Here is a 14,753-nt window from a genome sequence, read left to right as displayed (position 1 = left end):
CGCCCCATGAAGGGGCGTATTGAGAACCTTCAAAAGCAGGCAATCAACGCAGCGGTGCTGCGTACATCAGGCCGCCCTTGTTCCACTGGTTGTTCAAGCCACGTGGCAAGTTGATGGAGGTTTTGGGGCCGACGTTGCGCTCGAACATTTCGCCGTAGTTACCGGTCGTCTGGATGGCGCGGGCCAACCACTCCTTGTCCAGACCCAGGTGCTTGCCCAAGTCTTCGGTGGCACCCAGCAAACGGCCAACTTGGGGGTTGTCGCTGGTTTTCATTTGGTCCACATTGGCTTGGGTGATGCCGTACTCTTCAGCTTCAATGAGACCAGCGTGTACCCATTTGTTGATGGCAAACCACTCATCGTCACCCCGACGCACCATGGGGCCCAGGGGTTCTTTGGAAATCAGGTCGGGCAAGATGACGTGGGCTGCAGGGTCTTTGGCTTCCTTGGCGCGCACAGAGGCCAGGCCCGATGCGTCGGTGGTGTAAGCCTGGCAACGGCCAGCGAAGTAAGCGCCTGTGGCAGCTTCAACTTTTTCAAACACCACGGGCTTCAAGTTGAGCTTGTTGGCGCGGGAGAAGTCGGTCAGGTTCTTTTCGGTGGTGGTGCCGGACTGCACGCACACGGTGGCGCCCTGGAGCTGCTTGGCGCTGGTGATTTTGCCTTTTGGCACCATGAAGCCTTGGCCGTCGTAGTAGTTGACACCGACGAAGTGCAGGCCCAAGGAGCCGTCGCGGTTCAGAGTGTTGGTGGTGTTGCGGGCCAGCACATCAACTTCACCGGATTGCAAGGCGGTAAAGCGCTGCTGAGCGGTCAAAGGCACGTATTTGACTTTGGTGGCGTCGCTCAGGACAGCTGCAGCCACGGCACGGCAGTGGTCCACATCCAGGCCCGACCAGTTGCCGCTGGAGTCAGCGGCTGAGAAACCCGCAAGACCGGTGTTGACACCGCAGACGATTTGGCCGCGTTGTTTGATCTGGTCCAAAGTTTTACCGGCCATGGCCGATGTCGCGGCCATCAAACCCGCCGCCGCCAGCAAAGCGCCAATCACTGAGCTTGTGTTTGTTTTCATGAATTAAATCCTCTTCTTCATTTTTGAGTAGCAAAAACGCCACCCGTTCATTAAATGTCAAATGTCTGAAACCACGGCCTAGGAGCATCCCTTAGCTGGGCTCAGACGGGGGGGTTTATCTTGCCTTTGCACCACCTGGGTGCGCCTCGGCAAGATCAACAAGGTCGGTTTGCACAAATTGTGCCCACCAGAAACAGCAAGCCAAATATAGTCAGTTTGTTGTCAGTCATTGCTCAGGGTGTTCCCTGAGACCCATGCCATAAACGCATGACTCGATACGGCAGAGCGTTCATCGCGCCGAATGCACCGATGAATTGCTTGCGGTCAGATGCCGCCATAAATTCTGTGCCGAGCTTTTGTTGTTGGGTTTGTCGCCTGCTTTTTCACGGTAAGCGCGCACCTCCATGCTCAGGGCCAAACTTTGCCCATCGGGCAAGCCGACCTCTAGCAAAGTGACATTTTGAATTTCTTTCTTGACGGCACTGCGAGGCAAGAAAGCGATTCCATGCCCTTCCAAGGCCATGACCTTCAGGCCTTCGGCCATGTCGGTTTCATAGACCCTGTCCAAATGAATGGGTGTGCCAGCTTGTTTCAAAATCCAATCGGTCACGCCCCCTAAGTAAGTGCCCGGGGCATAACCCAAGTAGGGCAAGGGCCGCATCGGATGACCCGGCAAGTTGAAAACAGGCCGACCATCCAAGCCCGGCTGAGCACAGGGCGCAATCACCTCGTTGCCCAAAACCACCATATCGTAGCGTTCTGGGTCTATTTGCAAGGGCTGCGAAGGGTGGTGGTACGCGATCAACACATCGCACCCGCCTTCGACCAAACGCAAGGCCGCATCGTGCACATTCAGAGCGATCAAACGGCTTTTGATGGGGCCAAAACTTTCGCGCAAACTGGCCACCCATGAAGGGAAAAAGGTGAATGCCAGGGTGTGCGGCAATGCAAATTGGATGAAGTCTTCACCCGCTGCGTTGTGGCCCCGCAGCATCGCCCGGGTGTTTTGCAAGGCCTGCAGCACCTCAAGGGCTTGCGCATACAAAGTGGTTCCTGCGGGTGTGAGTTTGGTCGGGTAGGAGCTGCGGTCCACCAAATCGGCCCCAGCCCAAGCCTCCAAAGATTGAATGCGCCTGGAAAACGCGGGCTGCGTGACATGCCGCAGCTGCGCCGATCGGCTGAAACTGCGGGTCTCAGCCAAGCTGACAAAATCTTCAAGCCATTTGGTTTCCATGATCGAATTATCGTTTCAGCTTTTAAAAAGCCCAAAACATCCAAGTGGCATGTCCGTGTCGTGCCCAACTCATCAGATTCGGGTCCTGCGCACTGCGCAGATTGCAAACCCAGTCGTGCCCTTCAAAAACGCTCGCCAAAGGATTTGGACGGCGTCACCCCCAAATGCTTGAAGGCGGCCAGTGTGGCGATGCGCCCGCGAGGTGTGCGCTGCAAATAGCCTTGCTGAATCAAATACGGCTCGATCACGTCTTCGATGGTGCCCGGCTCCTCGCCAATGCTGGCCGCGATATTGTCAAGACCCACTGGGCCGCCGTCAAAGCGGTGGATCACGGCTTCGAGCAGTTTGCGGTCCATCAGGTCAAAGCCCTCCGGGTCCACATCGAGCATGACCAAGGCCTTTTGCGCCAGACCTTTGTCGATGGTGCCGTCACCCTTCACATCCGCGTAGTCGCGCACCCGGCGCAGCAAGCGGTTGGCGATGCGCGGCGTGCCGCGTGAACGGCGGGCGATCTCGAACGAGCCTTCCGGATCGATCGGCACCTTGAGCAAGCCTGCACTGCGGGTGACGATGCAGGTCAGCTCTTCGGGGGTGTAGAACTCCAGGCGCGAGACGATGCCAAAGCGGTCGCGCAAAGGGTTGGTGAGCATGCCGGCCCGGGTGGTGGCCCCCACCAAGGTGAAGGGCTGCAAGTCGAGCTTGATGCTGCGCGCAGCAGGCCCTTCGCCGATCATGATGTCGATCTGGTAGTCCTCCAGCGCGGGGTACAAAATTTCTTCGACCACGGGCGAGAGGCGGTGGATCTCGTCGATGAACAGCACATCGTTGCGCTCCAAATTGGTCAGCAATGCCGCCAGGTCTTTGGGCTTTTCGAGTACCGGGCCGCTGGTCTGGCGCAGGTTCACGCCCAGCTCGGCCGCGATGATGTGGGAAAGCGTGGTTTTGCCCAAACCGGGTGGGCCAAACAGCAGCACATGGTCCAGCGGTTCTTCGCGCATCTTGGCCGCGCTGATGAAAATTTCCAACTGCTCGCGCACCTTGACCTGGCCGACGTATTCATCGAGCAGTTTGGGACGCAGTGCGCGTTCAATGGCCTCTTCTTGGTGCGACACAGGTGCCGCCGATATGACCCGGGGTTCGGGCTGCGGGGCAAAGTCGTCGGTGCGGATGCTCATGGGGTGACCAACTCGATGATGTCGTTGAGCTCAAGGCGAGCGGTTTGAAAAATGGCGTCGCTGACCCGCTTCCAGGGGTGCGGTGTCGCGCCACGCTGGCGCCAGTCAAAGCTCTTGGGCTGGTTGCAAAGGATGTAACTGGGCTGTTTCGCCGTTTTGCTGTTGTTGATCGCAAACGGGTTGGTGGCGTTGTACGCCGCCGTGGACATGGGAAAGCCAATGACGATAGAGGTTCTGTCGTTGAAGGCTTTGGGTGACAGGACCAACATCGGGTGCATGTCGCGCATCTCGCGGCCCACCTGCGGGTTGAAGTTGATCCAGATGATGTCTTGCCGCTCGGGCACCCAAACGGCTGGGCTCACTTGACGCCCTCGGCGCCAGCACCGAACTCCACGCCTTGCGGCGCATCGGGCATGAGCTCACCCCCGTGCAGCTGCGGGTCAAAAGCAGCGAGCTTGTCTTGCAGGCTGGGGCGCTGGGGCACGGCGCGCAGCTCCAGACAGCCCTTGGCCAGCACCGTGGCCTGCAAGGGCGTGCCGGGCGTGATGCCCAGCGACTGCATCAGCTCGCGGCTGAGCCGGATGCCATGGCTGTTGCCCCAGGTGGAAATCGTCAAGGCTGTGGTTTTCATGACCTTAGTATATCCATTGGATATCCAAATGCAAGCACCCCCTGCTTATTTGTTCAAGGCTTTGAGCGCCAGCTTGATGCCCTCGCTCACGCCCACATCGGCGGGCAGGCTCTTGAGGGCGGCAGCGGCTTCCTTGTCGTTGTAGCCCAGCGCCAGCAAGGCTTGCTGGATGTCGTTTTGCGCGTCGCTGGTGTTCACCGCAAACAGACCGCCCAAGTCGCCACCCAATTTGCCTTTGAGTTCCAGCAGCAAGCGCTCTGCGGTTTTTTTGCCGATGCCGGGCACTTTGACCAAGCGGCCGACTTCTTGGGTCGTGATGGCTTGGGCCAGATCGGTCACGCTCATGCCCGACAGCACGCTCAGGGCCGTGCGGGGGCCTACGCCCGAAATTTTGATGAGCTGGCGAAAGGCTTCGCGCTCGGCCAAGGTGGCAAAGCCGTACAAAATTTGCGCGTCTTCGCGCACCACAAAGTGCGTGACCAGACTGACTTTGTCGCCAGTAGCGGGCAGGTTGTAAAAGGTGCTCATGGGCACATTCACCTCGTAGCCCACGCCATGGCAGTCCACGATCACCTCGGGTGGGTTTTTGTCGCTCAAGATGCCTGTGAGTTTGCCAATCATGGGGAGGGGACGCCTTAAATGCCGGTGATGGGTGAAAATGCATTTTGCCCTGTCCATCAGGTCCACACACGCGCTCATTCGGGATTATCAACTTGATCGTCAGACACAGCTTCATTCCGCACAACAACAACCGCTTGTCGCACCTGTGCGGCCCCATGGATGCACACCTGCGCACCATCGAAGCCGGCCTGCAGGTGAGCATCGCGCACCGCCACGAGCAGTTCAAGGTGGACGGACCCAAGGCCGTGGCCATGCGGGCCATGGAAATTTTGCAAGCGGTCTATGAGCGGGCTGACCGCCCGATTGCCCCCGACATGGTGCAACTCATGCTGGTGGGCGACAGCGGCGGCGAAGAGGCCAACCTGCCCGCCTTGCAAACCCGCCGCGCCGACCTGAAAGCGCGCACGCCGGTGCAAGCCGCATATTTGGAAAGCATCGCCAGCCACGACATCAGCTTTGGCATCGGCCCTGCGGGCACGGGCAAGACCTATCTGGCCGTGGCCTGCGCGGTGGACGCGCTGGAGCGCGCCAGCGTGCAGCGCATCGTGCTGACGCGCCCAGCGGTGGAAGCCGGTGAACGCCTGGGCTTTTTGCCGGGTGACTTGTCGCAAAAGGTCGACCCCTACTTGCGCCCGCTCTACGACGCCTTGTACGACTTGATGGGCCACGACAAAGTGCAAAAAGCCTTTGAGCGCAACGCCATTGAAGTCGCGCCACTGGCTTTCATGCGCGGACGCACGCTGAACAACGCGTTTGTGATTTTGGATGAGGCGCAAAACACCAGCACCGAACAGATGAAAATGTTCCTGACCCGCATCGGCTTTGGGGCCAAGGCCGTGGTCACGGGCGATGTGAGCCAGATCGACCTGCCCAAGGGGCAGCTTTCAGGCCTGATTGATGCTGAACGCGTGCTCAAGCGCGTCAAAGGCATTGCCTTCACGCGCTTTAGCAGCGCCGACGTGGTGCGCCACCCCTTGGTGGCCCGCATTGTGGACGCCTACGACGCGCAAGGCAGTGCCCCCATGCGGGCGGGGATCAGCACCCGGCGCAAAGCCCTGGACAACGACGACTGAACCGCCAGCAAAGCCCAAAGTGCTGAAGCGCCGCGCACCCCACAAGCTCCACACACCGATTTTTCTTTTTGCCCATGCCCTTGCAACAACTTCAACTGTCCCTGCAGTTTGGTGACATGCCCGATGCAGCGCGCCACCGCGCCGCCCTGCCCCGCCATGCGGTCATCCGAGCCATTCGCCACGCCTTGGCCGATGACGCCGAAATCACGGTGCGCATCGTGGGTGAAGAGGAAGGACGCGCGCTGAACCAGAGTTACCGCAAAAAAGACTACGCCACCAACGTGCTGACCTTTGATTACGCGCAAGAGCCCGTGGTGGTGGCCGATTTGGTGCTTTGCGCACCCGTTGTGGCCCGAGAGGCCAAGGAGCAGGGCAAGACGCTGGCGGCCCATTACGCGCATTTGTTGGTGCACGGCACTTTGCACGCTCAAGGTTGGGACCATGAGACCAGCGAGGCCGATGCCGAGGAGATGGAGGCCTATGAGATCGATATTTTGGCGGGCTTGGGTTTGAAGAACCCTTACCTCTGATTTCCAGCTGGGTGGGCCACGAATGGGCTGGGGCCGGGCTCCTCAGGCCGAGGCACCGAACATCGTCACCCGGCCCCAGCCCATTCGTGGCCATGGTGCAGTTTTTTAACCCGCTGAGAATCTGTTGATCCGGAACAATGAAATTTTAATGGCCCATGTTTTGTCGGTCATCGGATATTTTTGTCTTTGTCGGAGTCCAACCCTGTGAGCGATGGCTTGCAGGGCGTGTTCCACGCCCATCGCCCACAGGGGTGGGCTCCTACAAAAAGAATGACCACTCAGGTGTGTGAGGGGATGCGGCGGGTGACGATTTTCGGTACCCCGGTATGAGGAACCCGCCGCATCCCCTCACACACCGCCCCCGCAAAAGTCACACACCACCAAAAAAAGGCCAAGGATCAGAGCAACCGAACCTTCACACTCTTGCCCTTGATCTTGCCGTGTGACAACTGCGCCTCCACCTTCTTGGCCAGTTCGGCCAGCACCGCCACGTAGGTCGAAAACTCGTTCACATTGATCTTGCCCACCTGCTCACGGGTCAAACCATATTCACCCGCCAACGCGCCCATGACGTCGCCCGCACGAATTTTTTCTTTGCGCCCGCCCACAATTTGCAGGGTGCGCATGGGCGGCTGCAAGGGCCCGCCCGCAGCGGGCACCAAGTCGGCCAAGGCTGCCCAAGTGGATTCGCGAGCTTGCATCAGCTCGATCTTGCCCACCGATCCCATCTCGTCCATGCTCGCCAGGGTGAGCGCCAGGCCCTCAGCGTCACCCCGGCCGGTTCGACCAATGCGGTGGATGTGGATTTCGGCGTCCGGCGTGACATCCACGTTGATCACGGCCTCCAAGCCTTCCACGTCCAAGCCGCGCGAGGCCACGTCGGTGGCCACCAGCACCGAACAACTGCGGTTGGCAAACTGCACCAGCACCTGGTCGCGCTCGCGTTGCTCCAGCTCGCCAAACAGCGCCAGTGCGCTGTAACCTTGGGCTTGCAACACCGCCACCAAATCACGGCATTGTTGTTTGGTGTTGCAAAAGGCCAGCGTGCGCTCGGGGCGAAAGTGCGCCAGCAACTTGGACACGCCATCCAGACGCTGGTGCTCGCTCACCTCGTAGAACACTTGGCGGATTTTGTGCGCGCTGTGCTGCGCCTGGACCGTGACGGTTTGCGGCGCGCGCATGAACTGGGCCGCCAGTTTGGCAATGCCTTCAGGGTAAGTGGCCGAAAACAGCAGGGTTTGGCGGTCTTTGGCGCACTGGCGCACGACTTTGGCGATGTCGTCGAAAAAGCCCATGTCCAGCATGCGGTCGGCCTCGTCCAGCACCAGCGTGTTGACGCCCGACAAACTCAGCGAACCGCGCTCCAGGTGGTCCAAAATTCGGCCGGGCGTGCCCACCACCACATCGGCGCCGTGCGCCAGGCTCAGGGTTTGGCCCCGCAGCGCCACGCCGCCGCACAAGGTGACCACTTTCACGTTTTGACGGGCGCGGGCCAAACGGCGAATCTCTAGCGTGACCTGCTCGGCCAGCTCGCGGGTGGGGCACAAAACCACGGCCTGAATGGCTGCGCTGGGTGAACCCGTGGTTTGCAAACGCTCGATCAGGGGCAGGCCAAAGGCGGCGGTTTTGCCGCTGCCGGTGCTGGCTTGGGCGATCAGGTCTTGCCCGGCCAAGGTCAGCGGCAGGCTGGCCGCTTGGATGGGCGTCATCTGGGTGTAGCCCAGTTGTTCGAGGTTTTGCAAGGTGGCAGGGGCCAGCGCAAGCTGATCAAAGCGCACAGGTGTCGCGTCAGGGGGTTTTACAGTCATGCGCCGATTATCGGTGGCAGGGATGCCCTCTTGGGCTCAAGCCGTCATGCGCATCGGGATCGTGATCGGCCCGTCGTTGACCAGCGCCACTTGCATGTCAGCTGCAAAGCGGCCGGTTTGCACCACCGGGTGGGCTTGTTGGGCTTGGGCCACAAAATGGCCATAAAGGCGAAGGGCATCGGCCGGCGCAGCGGCCTTCGAAAACCCCGGTCGGCTGCCTGAAGACACGTCGGCCGCCAAGCTGAACTGGCTCACCACCAACAGCCCGCCTGCCACATCCTGCACGCTCAGGTTCATCTTGCCTGCGGCATCGCCAAAAATACGCAACTTGAGCATCTTGGCCAAGATCTTGTCGGCCACCGCCTCGGTATCGCCTTTTTCAGCGCACAGCAGCACCAACAGGCCTGCGCCGATTTGGCCTACCACTTCGCCCTCGACCCGCACGCTGGCCTGACTCACCCGCTGCAGCACGGCGATCATTTCAAGGCCTTGTTTTCATCAAAATAAACTTCTACATCGCTGGGCAAAAGCTCAATGGTGGCCCGCACGCCGGGCAGTTCACGCATCAAAGCTTGCTCCACCTTGCCACGCATAGCCGCAGCACGGCCCAGTGTCCAATTCGCTGGCAAGTGCATGTGCACATCCACAAAACGCCTTTGCCCCGCTTTGCGGGTGTACAGGTGATCAAAGCGAATGGCCTCGCTGCCAAGCTGCTGAGTTGCGAATCCGTCCAGCACCTGGCGCACGACCGCCAACACCTCGGGCTCCAGCGCTTCGTCCATCAAGCCTTGCGAGGATCTCCAAATCAAACGCCAGCCCTCTTTGAGGATGTTCAAAGCCACCCCAATGGCAACGAGCGCGTCCAACCACAACCAACCGGTCACGCTGACCAAGGCAATGCCGACCACCACGCCGGCCGATGTCCAAACATCGCTCACGAGGTGACGGGCATCGGCTTCCAGGGCCAGCGATCGGTGCTGGTCAGCGGCCCGAAACATGAACCAAGCGAGCAAACCATTCAACACCGAACTGCCCACCGACAAAGCCAAACCCCAACCCACTTGCGCGATGGGTTGCGGGTCAAACAAGCGCTGAACAGCCAGCACAATGATGCCCAAAGCGGCCGCCACAATCAGAATGCCTTCAAAGCCCGAGGAGAAATACTCGGCTTTGTGATAACCATAAGGGTGGTCTTGATCGGCCGGACGCGCCGCAATGGTCACCATCATCAGACCAAACACCGCGCTGGCCAAATTGACCAAAGACTCCATCGCATCGGACAACAAGCCGACCGAGCCGGTCAACCACCAGGCCCCCGTTTTAAGGGCAATGGTGACCAAAGCCACAATCGCCGAAGCCAGCAGCATGCGCTTGGGTACCATCCAGTGGTCGAGGTTTTTCACAGAAAAAAACATGGGCTTGAATGTGGTGCCTGCAAAGCGGCAACGGATCAGCTCAAACTCACCTTGGCAAATTTGCGCTTGCCCACTTGCACAATGTAAGTGCCCGCTTCGAGTTTCAACCCCTTGTCACCGACCACGCTGCCATCCACGCGCACACCGCCGCCGTCCACCAAACGCCCCGCCTCGGTGGTCGAGGGGGCCAAACCGGCCGATTTGAGCACCGCGCCTATGCCCAATGGTGCACCCGACAAGCGCACATCGGGGATGTCGGCAGGCACACCGCCTTTGCTGCGGTTGATGAAATCTTGCTCAGCCGCCTCGGATGCAGCTGCGCTGTGAAACCGGGTGGTGATCTCCTTGGCCAGCATGACTTTGGCTTCCTTGGGGTTGCGCCCGCCTGCCACTTCTTGTTTCAACGCCCCGATCTCGGCCATCGACTTGAAGGACAACAAGGTGTACCAGCGCCACATCAACTCGTCCGAGATGCTGAGGACCTTGGCAAACATGCTGTTGGGCTCTTCAGAGATACCGATGTAATTGTTTTTCGATTTGGACATCTTGTCCACGCCGTCCAAACCTTCGAGCAAGGGCATGGTCAAGATGCACTGTGGCTCTTGGCCGTACTCGGCCTGCAAGTGGCGGCCCATGAGCAGGTTGAATTTTTGGTCTGTGCCGCCCAACTCCAAGTCCGACTTGAGGGCGACAGAGTCGTAGCCCTGCATCAGCGGGTACAAAAACTCATGGACGCTGATGGGCGTACCGGCTTTGAAGCGGTCATGGAAGTCGTTGCGCTCCATCATGCGGGCCACCGTGTATTTGGCTGCCAACTGGATCAAGCCCATTGAGCCCAATGGAAGCGACCACTCGCTGTTGTAGCGGATCTCGGTCTTGGAAGGGTCCAGCACCAAGCTGGCTTGCTTGTAATAAGTCTCTGCATTGAGCTTGATTTGCTCAGGGGTGAGCGGTGGTCGGGTGCTGTTGCGACCCGATGGGTCGCCAATCAGACTGGTGAAATCGCCAATCAAGAAAATGACCTGGTGCCCCAAATTTTGCAACTGGCGCATCTTGTTGAGCACCACCGTGTGGCCAATGTGGATGTCGGGCGCGGTCGGGTCTAAGCCCAATTTGATGCGCAGCGGTGTGCCCGTTGACTCGGACTTGGTCAGTTTTTGCAACCACTCGTCTTTCGGGATCAACTCTTCACACCCACGCAAAGTGATTTCCAAAGAATTCAAAACTTGCTCTGTGACGGCGGATTTTGTAACAATTTTTTCGTTCATAGGGGTTTTTCTCTGGTCAAAAATGCACAGACCGCTACAATCCAACGTCTTTGCAATGCGTCATTTTAGGTCCGCATTGGCGCAAACCCGACCGCCCCCCCCCCCGCACGCACCCGTGTTTGGTGGCAAATGTTCAATCGATGATTATTTTTTCTTTTCTTCAGTCCAAACTGACCTCTTTGTTGCTGGCGCTCTTGTTTCTGTGCACTGCTGTGCTTGGGGCTTTGCTGATCGCGACACAACGTTTGCTCATTTGGCTGGATGGAGACCACCCTCAGCTGAGCAGCATCTCAGAGTCCATCGGCAGATGGCTGAGACGTCACCCCAAATCCATCAGCACAGGTCTGGCAAGTGTTTTACTGGTCGGTGGTGGCGGGGCTTTTGCGATCGCCAACTTGGCCCCCGATATCAGAGACCTGCCAGTGGTCAGCATCACTGTGCCTGTCGAGATTGCAGCGCTTGAAACACAAGCTCAAAAACTAGATCTTTTTGATGTCACCTTGAGCCGTTCAGACACCACGGTGCGTGCTGACACGCCTGACAAGCTTCTCTCACGGCTCGGCTTGGCGGACGCAGAGGCCGCCAAATTTTTGCGCAACCATCCACTTGCACGCCAAGCGCTGCAACAGGCGGGCCGCTCGGTCACCGCCGAAGCTGACCAACACCACACACTGAGCAAACTCAGTGTGCGATGGTTGAAAAACGAAACAGACGATTTTTTCCAACGTTTGGTGGTGCAGCGCACCCCCCAAGGCCTGCAAGCGTCGCTCGAGACCTCGCCCATGCAGACCAGCGTTCGGATGACCAGCGGCACTGTGCTCCGATCACTTTACGATGCAGCAGATGAAGCCCGTTTGCCCGATCCCGTTGTCCACCAACTGACGCAGATTTTTTCTAACCAAATCGACTTTCACCGCACACTTCGCAAAGGCGCACGTTTTTCTGTGGTTTACGAAGTTCTGGAAGCCGATGGCGAACCTATCCGAACAGGCCGCGTTTTGAGCGCGGAACTGCAAAACGACAACCAACAATACCAAGCCGTTTGGTTTGAACCCCCTGGCCAAAAGGGCAACTACTTTGACATGAATGGCAACAGTCTGAGTCGTTCTTACTTGGCCTCGCCGGTGCCTTTTTCCAGACAAACAAGCGGTTTTGCCATGCGCTTGCATCCGATTTTCAAAACCCAAAAGGCCCACAGAGGGGTTGATTACGCCGCCCCCACTGGCACGCCTGCTCTGGTGGTGGGCGATGGTGTGGTGAGCTTTGCCGGGGTGCAAGGTGGGTATGGCAATGTGGTTGAAGTGAACCATGGCTCTGGTCACAGAACCTTGTATGCCCACTTAAGCAGAATCCATGTGCGCGCGGGCCAATCGGTTCAAAAAGGTCAAAAAATAGGCGCTGTTGGCTCTACAGGCTGGTCTACCGGACCCCATCTCCATTTCGAATTTTTGGTCAACGGCGAGCACGTAGACCCTCTGAAGATCATCCAACAAGCCCGCGACAAGTCGATCGATCCATCGGCCCTGGCACAGTTCAAAGCCTTGACTTCAGAGTCTCGAAGCCAACTGCTTGCCGCTGCACAAATGCGCGACAGCGGCAGCCAATGAACAAGGGCCGACAGGCCCTTTTTTTCATACGCCCTGCTTGCCAAGCGCTAGGCCTTGAGCGCACACCCCTCACCCCAGCTTGAATCCCATTCAACGGAATGACCTCCTCCCATTTCATTGGCCTCATGTCGGGCACTTCTTTGGATGGGGTGGATGGCGTTCTGGCCCAAATAGACGCGGATGGTCGTTTGCAAGTCAAGGCCCATGCGTTTGTGCCGTTTCATGCCGCTTTTCGCGACGCACTGCTGCAGCTCAACCAAAGCGGCTCAGACGAACTGCACCGAAGCGCTTTAGCAGGCAATGAGATTGCTCGCCATTACGCCCGTGTTGTTGCCGCTTTGTTGCTTCAAACAGGGCTCCATGCTCGGCAAATTGCAGCCATTGGCGCGCACGGACAAACCGTCAGACACCGCCCCTTGGAGTTTGATAGCGACAGCGCTCGCCAGCAAGCTGCCGTCGGCTACACCTGCCAGTTGATCAACCCAGCCTTGCTGGCTGAGTTGACTGAGGTGGATGTGGTGGCCGACTTTCGAAACCGCGATCTGGCCGCCGGCGGACAAGGTGCGCCTTTGGTGCCCGCTTTTCACCAAGGTGTATTTGCCAGGGCCGGTGAGAGCGTGGCGGTGCTCAACATCGGCGGCATTGCCAACCTGAGCCTTCTTGGTGCAAATGGCTCGGTTTCGGGTTGGGACTGCGGACCTGGCAATGCTTTGATGGATTTTTGGTCACTCACCCACACTGACGCTGCATATGACAGCGATGGCGCATGGGCCGCATCGGGCCTTCCACACGCCCGATTGCTTGCCGCGCTGGCAAGTGATCCGTTTTTGCTCAAACTGCCGCCTAAGAGCACGGGTCGCGACCTGTTCAACCCCGCATGGTTGATGCAACACCTTGGTGCATTTGAACCTATTGAACCCGCCGATGTTCAAGCCACCCTTTGCGCTTACACGGCACTGGTTTGTGGGCAAGACATCTTGCGCTTTGCCCCCGACTTCGGCACGGTGATTGTTTGTGGCGGTGGTGCCTATAACGGTCATCTGATGCAAAGCTTGGCCGCGCAGTTGCCCGCTCGTCAAGTGCTCTCCAGCGACAAGCTGGGTCTGCCCCCCCTGCAGGTGGAAGCCGCTGCTTTTGCTTGGCTGGCTTTCAAGACCTTGCGGCGCGAAACATCGAGCCTGCCAAGCGTCACGGGCGCCAAAGGCGCCCGCGTATTGGGGGCCATCTACCCCCGCTGATGGTGGCGGGTCAGGCAGACTGACCCGGACTGCGGCTCAAGCAGAGAAAGACGACCCGCACCCGCAAGTGGATGTGGCATTGGGGTTTTTGATGACAAACTGAGCGCCTTGCAAATCTTCTTTGTAGTCGATTTCAGCCCCTGTCAGGTACTGGTAGCTCATGGCGTCGATCAGCAATGACACGCCATTTTTGCTCATGGTGGTGTCGTCTTCATTGGTGATTTCGTCAAAGGTAAAGCCATACGAAAAACCCGAGCAACCGCCGCCTTGAACAAACACACGGAGTTTCAAATCAGGGTTACCCTCCTCGGCGATCAAGTCGGCCACCTTGGCAGCCGCACTGTCGGTGAAGACAATCGGGTCGGGCATGGCAGTAGGGATGGTTTCGGCAAGAGCGCTCATGGTGTTTCTCCGTTTCAATGCCAAATAGTATAGCGCGTTGGTCGGGAATTACCTGCACCCCCAAGACAGTAACGCTACTGCGCTCATGGGCTTTTGCCGCCAATTGGGCGGCGCGTTTTGAGTCACAAAAAAAGCCGCTGCGGCGAACCGAAGCGGCTTTTTGACCAAACAGGCGAAGCGGGTTAACGCTTGGAGAACTGCTTGCGGCGACGAGCGGAGTGCAAGCCAACCTTTTTACGTTCAACTTCACGGGCGTCGCGGGTGACAAAACCAGCTTGGCTCAGCATGGGCTTGAGCGTTGCGTCGTAGTCCATCAGGGCGCGGGTGATGCCGTGGCGCGAAGCGCCGGCTTGACCGGATTCGCCACCGCCGTGCACGTTGATCATGATGTCGAAAGTTTCGGCATGGTTGGTCAACATGAGGGGTTGCTTGGCGATCATGATCGAAGTCTCTCGGCCAAAGTAGGCTTGGATGTCCTTGCCATTGACCGTGATCTTGCCAGTGCCTTTTTTCAGAAACACGCGGGCGACGCTGGATTTGCGACGGCCTGTGCCATTGTTCCATTCACCAATCATCTCAAGACTCCTTAGATGTCCAGCACTTTAGGCTGTTGGGCGGTGTGTGGGTGCTCTGCGCCGCCATACACCTTGAGTTTCTTAATCATGGCGTAACCCAGGGG

At 58.5% G+C, this 14,753-nt stretch carries 16 protein-coding genes and 1 pseudogene; 4 read left to right on the top strand and 13 right to left on the bottom strand.

Annotation, left to right across the window (positions count from 1 at the left end; genetic code table 11):
- Positions 1–43: 43 nt before the first annotated feature.
- The 6 genes from ACIQ39_RS07405 to ruvA form a co-directional block, all read right to left on the bottom strand.
- Positions 44–1,072: an amino acid ABC transporter substrate-binding protein gene (locus ACIQ39_RS07405; RefSeq protein ID WP_396433971.1), complete on the bottom strand. Its 1,029-nt coding sequence runs from the start codon at positions 1,070–1,072 to the stop codon at positions 44–46.
- Between the two features lie 289 nt (positions 1,073–1,361).
- Positions 1,362–2,306, bottom strand: coding sequence for a LysR family transcriptional regulator (locus ACIQ39_RS07400; RefSeq protein WP_396433970.1), 945 nt, complete (start codon positions 2,304–2,306; stop codon positions 1,362–1,364).
- 122 nt (positions 2,307–2,428) lie between these two features.
- Positions 2,429–3,481 carry a Holliday junction branch migration DNA helicase RuvB gene (gene ruvB, locus ACIQ39_RS07395; protein WP_396433969.1) on the bottom strand — a complete coding sequence of 351 codons (1,053 nt, stop codon included), beginning with the start codon at positions 3,479–3,481 and terminating at the stop codon, positions 2,429–2,431.
- Entirely contained in the window at positions 3,478–3,843 is a 366-nt protein-coding gene (locus tag ACIQ39_RS07390) for a type II toxin-antitoxin system PemK/MazF family toxin (protein ID WP_396433968.1), read from the bottom strand. Before ACIQ39_RS07390 ends, ruvB begins: the two co-directional genes overlap by 4 nt.
- On the bottom strand, positions 3,840–4,112 hold the full coding sequence (locus ACIQ39_RS07385; protein ID WP_396433967.1) for a hypothetical protein: 273 nt from the start codon (positions 4,110–4,112) through the stop codon (positions 3,840–3,842). Before ACIQ39_RS07385 ends, ACIQ39_RS07390 begins: the two co-directional genes overlap by 4 nt.
- Before the next feature lie 45 nt (positions 4,113–4,157).
- The gene (ruvA, locus tag ACIQ39_RS07380; RefSeq protein ID WP_396433966.1) at positions 4,158–4,733 is read right to left on the bottom strand and encodes a Holliday junction branch migration protein RuvA; all 576 of its coding nucleotides are present in this window, start codon (positions 4,731–4,733) and stop codon (positions 4,158–4,160) included.
- A 92-nt stretch (positions 4,734–4,825) separates the two neighbouring features.
- Here ruvA and ACIQ39_RS07375 point away from each other — a divergent pair, with 92 nt between their 5' ends.
- Both ACIQ39_RS07375 and ybeY read left to right on the top strand, forming a co-directional pair.
- Positions 4,826–5,806: a PhoH family protein gene (locus ACIQ39_RS07375; RefSeq protein WP_396433965.1), complete on the top strand. Its 981-nt coding sequence runs from the start codon at positions 4,826–4,828 to the stop codon at positions 5,804–5,806.
- A 74-nt stretch (positions 5,807–5,880) separates the two neighbouring features.
- Positions 5,881–6,336, top strand: a complete 456-nt coding sequence (gene ybeY / locus ACIQ39_RS07370) for an rRNA maturation RNase YbeY (protein WP_396433964.1) — start codon at positions 5,881–5,883, stop codon at positions 6,334–6,336.
- A gap of 398 nt (positions 6,337–6,734) precedes the next feature.
- On the opposite strand, the gene dbpA is transcribed toward ybeY, so the two are convergent.
- The 4 genes from dbpA to tyrS are packed head-to-tail and all read right to left on the bottom strand — an operon-like array spanning position 6,735 to position 10,827.
- Positions 6,735–8,144, bottom strand: coding sequence for an ATP-dependent RNA helicase DbpA (dbpA, locus tag ACIQ39_RS07365; RefSeq protein WP_396433963.1), 1,410 nt, complete (start codon positions 8,142–8,144; stop codon positions 6,735–6,737).
- Between the two features lie 36 nt (positions 8,145–8,180).
- A complete protein-coding gene (gene dtd / locus ACIQ39_RS07360) occupies positions 8,181–8,624 on the bottom strand; it encodes a D-aminoacyl-tRNA deacylase (RefSeq protein WP_396433962.1) in 444 nt (147 codons plus the stop codon).
- Entirely contained in the window at positions 8,621–9,559 is a 939-nt protein-coding gene (locus tag ACIQ39_RS07355; protein WP_396433961.1) for a cation diffusion facilitator family transporter, read from the bottom strand. Before ACIQ39_RS07355 ends, dtd begins: the two co-directional genes overlap by 4 nt.
- A 35-nt stretch (positions 9,560–9,594) precedes the next feature.
- Positions 9,595–10,827, bottom strand: a complete 1,233-nt coding sequence (gene tyrS / locus ACIQ39_RS07350; RefSeq protein WP_396433960.1) for a tyrosine--tRNA ligase — start codon at positions 10,825–10,827, stop codon at positions 9,595–9,597.
- A gap of 500 nt (positions 10,828–11,327) precedes the next feature.
- Between tyrS and ACIQ39_RS07345 the strand changes: the two genes are divergently transcribed.
- A complete protein-coding gene (locus tag ACIQ39_RS07345; RefSeq protein WP_396433959.1) occupies positions 11,328–12,434 on the top strand; it encodes a peptidoglycan DD-metalloendopeptidase family protein in 1,107 nt (368 codons plus the stop codon).
- Between the two features lie 98 nt (positions 12,435–12,532).
- Complete coding sequence (locus tag ACIQ39_RS07340) at positions 12,533–13,672, top strand: anhydro-N-acetylmuramic acid kinase (protein ID WP_396433958.1); 1,140 nt, start codon at positions 12,533–12,535, stop codon at positions 13,670–13,672.
- Positions 13,673–13,708: 36 nt separating this feature from the next.
- On the opposite strand, the gene erpA is transcribed toward ACIQ39_RS07340, so the two are convergent.
- The 3 genes and pseudogenes from erpA to ACIQ39_RS07325 form a co-directional block, all read right to left on the bottom strand.
- On the bottom strand, positions 13,709–14,074 hold the full coding sequence (gene erpA, locus ACIQ39_RS07335) for an iron-sulfur cluster insertion protein ErpA (protein WP_396433957.1): 366 nt from the start codon (positions 14,072–14,074) through the stop codon (positions 13,709–13,711).
- A gap of 182 nt (positions 14,075–14,256) precedes the next feature.
- Positions 14,257–14,649 carry a 30S ribosomal protein S9 gene (gene rpsI / locus ACIQ39_RS07330; RefSeq protein WP_396433956.1) on the bottom strand — a complete coding sequence of 131 codons (393 nt, stop codon included), beginning with the start codon at positions 14,647–14,649 and terminating at the stop codon, positions 14,257–14,259.
- A gap of 11 nt (positions 14,650–14,660) precedes the next feature.
- Positions 14,661–14,753, bottom strand: a pseudogene (locus ACIQ39_RS07325) (50S ribosomal protein L13); the annotation flags it as partial.

It is taken from the genome of Limnohabitans sp. (assembly GCF_044361645.1).
Lineage (GTDB): Bacteria > Pseudomonadota > Gammaproteobacteria > Burkholderiales > Burkholderiaceae_C > Limnohabitans_A.
This window is presented reverse-complemented; position numbering and strand designations above follow the sequence as displayed.

Excerpts from the sequence above, each read along its gene's own strand:
- ACIQ39_RS07405 (WP_396433971.1), bottom strand. The coding sequence starts at position 1,072 with ATGAAAACAAACACAAGCTCAGTGATTGGCGCTTTGCTGGCGGCGGCG.
- ACIQ39_RS07400 (WP_396433970.1), bottom strand. The coding sequence starts at position 2,306 with ATGGAAACCAAATGGCTTGAAGATTTTGTCAGCTTGGCTGAGACCCGC.
- ruvB (WP_396433969.1), bottom strand. The coding sequence starts at position 3,481 with ATGAGCATCCGCACCGACGACTTTGCCCCGCAGCCCGAACCCCGGGTC.
- ACIQ39_RS07385 (WP_396433967.1), bottom strand. The coding sequence starts at position 4,112 with ATGAAAACCACAGCCTTGACGATTTCCACCTGGGGCAACAGCCATGGC.
- ruvA (WP_396433966.1), bottom strand. The coding sequence starts at position 4,733 with ATGATTGGCAAACTCACAGGCATCTTGAGCGACAAAAACCCACCCGAG.
- ybeY (WP_396433964.1), top strand. The coding sequence starts at position 5,881 with ATGCCCTTGCAACAACTTCAACTGTCCCTGCAGTTTGGTGACATGCCC.
- dbpA (WP_396433963.1), bottom strand. The coding sequence starts at position 8,144 with ATGACTGTAAAACCCCCTGACGCGACACCTGTGCGCTTTGATCAGCTT.
- dtd (WP_396433962.1), bottom strand. The coding sequence starts at position 8,624 with ATGATCGCCGTGCTGCAGCGGGTGAGTCAGGCCAGCGTGCGGGTCGAG.
- ACIQ39_RS07355 (WP_396433961.1), bottom strand. The coding sequence starts at position 9,559 with ATGTTTTTTTCTGTGAAAAACCTCGACCACTGGATGGTACCCAAGCGC.
- tyrS (WP_396433960.1), bottom strand. The coding sequence starts at position 10,827 with ATGAACGAAAAAATTGTTACAAAATCCGCCGTCACAGAGCAAGTTTTG.
- ACIQ39_RS07340 (WP_396433958.1), top strand. The coding sequence starts at position 12,533 with ATGACCTCCTCCCATTTCATTGGCCTCATGTCGGGCACTTCTTTGGAT.
- erpA (WP_396433957.1), bottom strand. The coding sequence starts at position 14,074 with ATGAGCGCTCTTGCCGAAACCATCCCTACTGCCATGCCCGACCCGATT.
- rpsI (WP_396433956.1), bottom strand. The coding sequence starts at position 14,649 with ATGATTGGTGAATGGAACAATGGCACAGGCCGTCGCAAATCCAGCGTC.